This is a genomic window from Pseudomonas rhizoryzae, from assembly GCF_005250615.1.
Classification (GTDB): Bacteria; Pseudomonadota; Gammaproteobacteria; order Pseudomonadales; family Pseudomonadaceae; genus Chryseomonas; species Chryseomonas rhizoryzae.
In genome coordinates, this window is sequence record NZ_SULM01000034.1 from 1 (window position 1) to 4,794 (window position 4,794).

A 4,794-nucleotide genomic window follows, 5' to 3' on the forward strand; every position below is an offset into this window, starting at 1 on the left:
TCCGCCAACAGCCGCGCTAGGCGCCGATGCTGATCGGCTCCTGCGCGTTTGGCTGCCAACTGAGCGGCCGCGCCGGATATCGCCACGTGCTCGTCGGCATGATCGCGCAGCTCCAGCGCCGTCAGCCGCTCCAGACGAGCGAAGAGTTCTGCGTCCGCTATCGCCGGACGCGCACGCACGAAACTCCCGCCGCCGCGTCCGCGGCGAGTTTCGATGATGCCCTGAGAACGTAGGTTGGCTAGCGCATCCCTCAAGGTGACCGGAGCGACGCCCAGTTGTGCGGCCAGGGTTGTCTCGTTTGGCAACTGCTCGCCCTCGGCCAGAAGACCCACCTCCACCATCTCGATCAAATGGCGAGTGACAGCCTCCGTTTTGCCCTCTTGGTTGAGGCGTATCAAGCTCGAAAACTGACTCATGAACCCCTCTGCTTACGATTTTCCAGACATGGCAGTGAGCTGCACCGAAAAGGTTGCCAAACCATATTTTATATTCTGATCACGTCATTTTCGCAGGCTCCGTTAGGCAAAATCGACCTAAAAATCGGCAGTTTTTTCATTTTCAGGACCATGAGTAAGCTTCTCAGGCTCTTAAAGATATGGTTCCATATGTTTAAGCGAGTGCCCACGTTATTCATAGGAGAACCTGTTATGAGCCTGCAGACACGCGCCGATTGGGAAGCAAAAGCCAAGAGCCTGAACATCGAAGGGCGGGCCTTCATCAATGGTCAATACGTGCCCGCCGTAGAGGGCGGCAGCTTCCCCTGCCATAGCCCCATAGACGGCCGTCAGCTGGCCGAGGTCGCCAGCTGTGCCTTGGCCGACGCCAACCTGGCCGTAGCCAATGCTCGTGCCGTTTTCAATGCCGGCACCTGGTCGAAGTGCCCTCCGGCCGAGCGCAAGGCTACTCTGCTGCGTTTCGCCAACCTGCTGGAGGAGCACCAGGAAGAGCTGGCATTGCTGGATACCCTGGACATGGGCAAACCCATCGGTGACAGCCTGGCGGTGGATCTGCCGGGCTCGATCGATGCGATTCGCTGGAGCGCGGAAGCGATCGATAAGGTCTACGATGAAGTCGCCCCCACGGCCCCCGACCAACTTGGACTCGTCACCCGCGAGCCGGTCGGAGTGGTAGCCGCCATCGTGCCCTGGAACTTCCCACTGATGATGGCCGCGTGGAAGCTCGGGCCGGCACTGGCGACGGGGAACTCGGTCATCCTCAAGCCATCGGAGCGCTCGCCGTTGAGCGCTATCAGAATCGCTGACCTGGCGATCCAGGCTGGTCTGCCTGCTGGTGTACTAAACGTATTGCCCGGCTATGGACATACCGTAGGCGAGGCCCTGGCTCTGCACATGGATGTGGACACTGTGGTTTTCACCGGCTCGACCAAGATCGCCAAGCATCTGTTGACCTGCTCGGGTCGGTCGAACATGAAGCGTGTCTGGCTCGAAGCGGGCGGCAAGAGTCCCAACATCGTTTTCGCCGATGCCCCTGATCTGCATGCTGCCGCCGAAGCGGCCGCCGGTGCCATCGCCTTTAACCAGGGTGAAGTCTGCACCGCCGGATCACGCCTGTTGGTGGAGACGAGCATCAAGAGCGAATTTTTGCCCTTGGTTGCAGCGGCGCTGGAAGCCTGGAAACCAGGCAACCCACTCGACCCGGGGACCAATGTCGGAGCGGTGGTGGACTCCCGTCATCTTGAGCAAGTGCTGGGCTACATCGAGTCGGGTAAGGCCGAAGGCGCCCAGGTCCTCACTGGTGGCGTGCGCGTGCTGGAAGAAACCGGCGGCGTCTACGTTGCGCCCACGCTCTTCGCCGGGGTGAACAACGCCATGCGCATTGCCCAGGAAGAAATCTTCGGTCCGGTGCTGTCGGTCATTGAATTCGACACCCCGGCAGAGGCCATCGCAATCGCCAACGACACCCCCTACGGACTGGCGGCCGCACTCTGGACGCGTGATATCAGCAAGGCACACCAAACCGCGAAGGCCTTGAGGGCCGGTAGCGTCTGGGTCAATCAGTACGACGGCGGAGACATGACTGCGCCCTTCGGCGGCTTCAAGCAGTCCGGAAACGGTCGCGACAAATCGCTGCATGCCTTCGACAAATACACGGAAATCAAGGCGACTTGGATCAAGCTCTGATCCCGCTGCACTGCCGCACTGAACAATCAATAAAGTAAAGGATTGAAGGCTCGCAATGAACAGCTCTCTTGATAAGTCTGCAGCATTGGATGCGGATGCTGAGCAACTGAAGGCGCTAGGCTACACGTCCAATTTCGACCGTAGCATGAGTCTCTGGCAGAACTTCGCGCTTGGCTTCACCTACCTTTCGCCCGTGGTTGGGGTGTACACGCTGTTCGGTCTCTGTTTGGCGGCTGGGGGGCCGCCAATGTTCTGGTCTTATTTGCTGGTCGGAATGGGACAGATGCTGGTGTGCCTCGTGTTCTGCGAGGTCGTCTCGCAATATCCGATTTCGGGCGGCGTTTATCCCTGGGCGCGTCGGCTAGTCGGCAAGAAATGGGCTTGGATGGTGGGTTGGATATATGCCATCTCCCTGTGCGTAACGGTAGCCGCCGTCGCCTTGGGAGCGGGACCTTACATCGCCAACCTGTTGGGCTTCGAATCGACACCTATCACCAACACCTTGGTGGCCCTGACGCTGACCGCAATCGCCACGCTGCTGAATCTGAGCGGTACTCAGTTGCTGGCCAGGGTCGCCATGTTCGGCTTCATCTGCGAACTTGTAGGCGCCATCGCCATTGGCGGCTACCTGTTGATATTCGAACGACACCAATCGATCTGGGTGCTTTTCGATACCTTTGACATTTCCATAGATGGCGCCTACTGGCCGGCCTTCCTGACCGCCGCCCTCGCCGGTATGTTCCTGTACTACGGCTTCGAGGCCTGCGGTGACGTCGCCGAGGAAACGCCCAATCCGAGTCGGCAGGTCCCCAAGGCCATGCGCATGACCATCTGGATCGGCGGGGCGGCCTCCATGTTCGCGGCGATAGCCCTGATTCTCGCGGTACCGGACGTTCGCGCGGTCATCACCGGCGCCGACAAGGATCCGATGACGACGATCTTCAGCTCGGCCTTCGGCCCGACCGGCGCTCGTGTCGTAATGGCGATCATTACCGTCTCGTTCGTGTCCTGCGTTTTGAGCCTGCAGGCCTCGGCCAGCCGCCTGCTCTACTCTTACGCCCGCGACGAGATGGTGATGGGCAGCGGACTGCTCAAGAAGCTCTCACCCGCCACCCACGTACCCACTGCTGCCCTGGTGGTCTGTGGTGTGCTTCCCGCGCTAATCGTCTGCGTGGGTTTCTATCTGCAGAACGCGGTCGCCCTAGTAGTGAGCTTCGCTGCCGTGGGTATCTATCTCGCCTTCCAGATGATCGTCTTGGCTGCGCTGTACGCAAGGCTTCGCGGCTGGAAGCCCAAAGGACAATTCACTCTGGGCCGTTGGGGCTGGCTGGTGAACATCGCGGCTCTTTGCTACGGCCTCTTCGCGATCCTGAACATGTCCTGGCCGCGGACCCCTGAAGCGGCCTGGTACGTCAACTACGGCATACCCCTGGTGGGCGGGATCACCCTGGCCATCGGCATGGCCTACATGCTGCTGTTCCGCCCACATGCGCGGAGTTCGGCACCTGCCGGCGATGCCTGGAAGAACTGACTCTACGCGGCCCCCTGATTGATGGGGCCCCATAACCTCTGACCACCGGAGTTACGCCATGCTGAAGCATCACATGCAGCGTCTGATCCTAGGGATGATCCTTGCACTGGCTACGCAGCTCTGCTTTGCCAAACCTGCGCAAGACTCTCTTCCAACCATCCACGCCTACATGGCCGCCTGGAATGACCACGATGCCGAAAAGGCCGCCAGCTTCTTCGCCGAGGATGGTGAATTTCTCGACTCTTCGGTTGGCACGCCGCAAAAGGGAAGGGATGCCGCTCGGGACAACGTGATCAAGGTCTTCATGACCGCAGTGCCTGACCTGCGTTGGCAACTCGTTGGTACCCCAGTCGTACAAGGCGATAGCGTCGCCTTCGAATGGCAATTCGATGGGAAAAATACGGGTCCCTGGAGTACGGAGCTACCGGCGACCAACAAGCCGCTGAAATTCAATGGCGTCAGCCTCATCCGCTTGAAGGACGGCAAGATCGTCAGTCAGCACGACTACTACGATGCCCTCGGCTTCAACCGACAACTCGGCTGGTAGTGGCCCTACCTATCAGTCAGCTCTCTCCTACCAGAGTTTTCCTTCATGAATTCGACGTCGTCAAAACTGCATCAGGCAGATATCCAGCATCACCTGCATCCCTATACCAATGCCCGCCTGCACCAGGACACGGGGCCCATGATTATCGAGCGGGGTGAAGGGGTGCATGTCTATGACACCCAGGGCAAACAATATATCGAAGCCATGTCAGGCCTATGGTCGGTCGCCTTGGGATTCAATAATCAACGTTTGATCGATGCGGCAACCGCTCAGTTGCAGCAGCTACCTTTTTATCACCTGTTCAGCCACAAGGCCCATGCGCCCAGCATCGAATTGGCAGAGAAGCTGATCGAGATCGCGCCGGTGCCCATGAGCAAGGTCTTCTTCACCAATTCAGGTTCCGAAGCTAACGATACCGTCGTCAAAATGCTGTGGTACCGCAATAACGCCCTTGGCAAGTTCGCCAAGAAGAAGATCATCAGCCGTAAGAGCGCCTATCACGGCATCACCACCATCAGCGCGAGCCTTACCGGGTTGCCTGCCAACCAGCGCGGTTTTGATTTGCCTCTCGCGGG

The 4,794-nt window shown here is 59.2% G+C and carries 5 protein-coding genes; 4 read left to right on the forward strand and 1 reads right to left on the reverse strand.

Annotation, left to right across the window (positions count from 1 at the left end; all coding sequences use genetic code 11):
• The coding region (locus FAZ11_RS24485) for a winged helix-turn-helix domain-containing protein (RefSeq protein ID WP_137283178.1) at window positions 1–416 on the reverse strand (416 nt) is incomplete at its 3' end.
• Between the two features lie 231 nt (window positions 417–647).
• Here FAZ11_RS24485 and FAZ11_RS24490 point away from each other — a divergent pair.
• From FAZ11_RS24490 to FAZ11_RS24505, 4 genes are all read left to right on the forward strand, one after another.
• Window positions 648–2,141 (forward strand): aldehyde dehydrogenase, encoded by a 1,494-nt coding sequence (locus FAZ11_RS24490; RefSeq protein ID WP_042133136.1) that lies wholly within the window; start codon window positions 648–650, stop codon window positions 2,139–2,141.
• Window positions 2,142–2,196: 55 nt separating this feature from the next.
• Window positions 2,197–3,672 carry an APC family permease gene (locus FAZ11_RS24495; protein ID WP_042133138.1) on the forward strand — a complete coding sequence of 492 codons (1,476 nt, stop codon included), beginning with the start codon at window positions 2,197–2,199 and terminating at the stop codon, window positions 3,670–3,672.
• A 58-nt stretch (window positions 3,673–3,730) separates the two neighbouring features.
• Window positions 3,731–4,219, forward strand: coding sequence for an ester cyclase (locus FAZ11_RS24500; protein WP_237141925.1), 489 nt, complete (start codon window positions 3,731–3,733; stop codon window positions 4,217–4,219).
• A gap of 45 nt (window positions 4,220–4,264) precedes the next feature.
• The coding region (locus tag FAZ11_RS24505) for an aminotransferase class III-fold pyridoxal phosphate-dependent enzyme (protein WP_137283177.1) at window positions 4,265–4,794 on the forward strand (530 nt) is incomplete at its 3' end.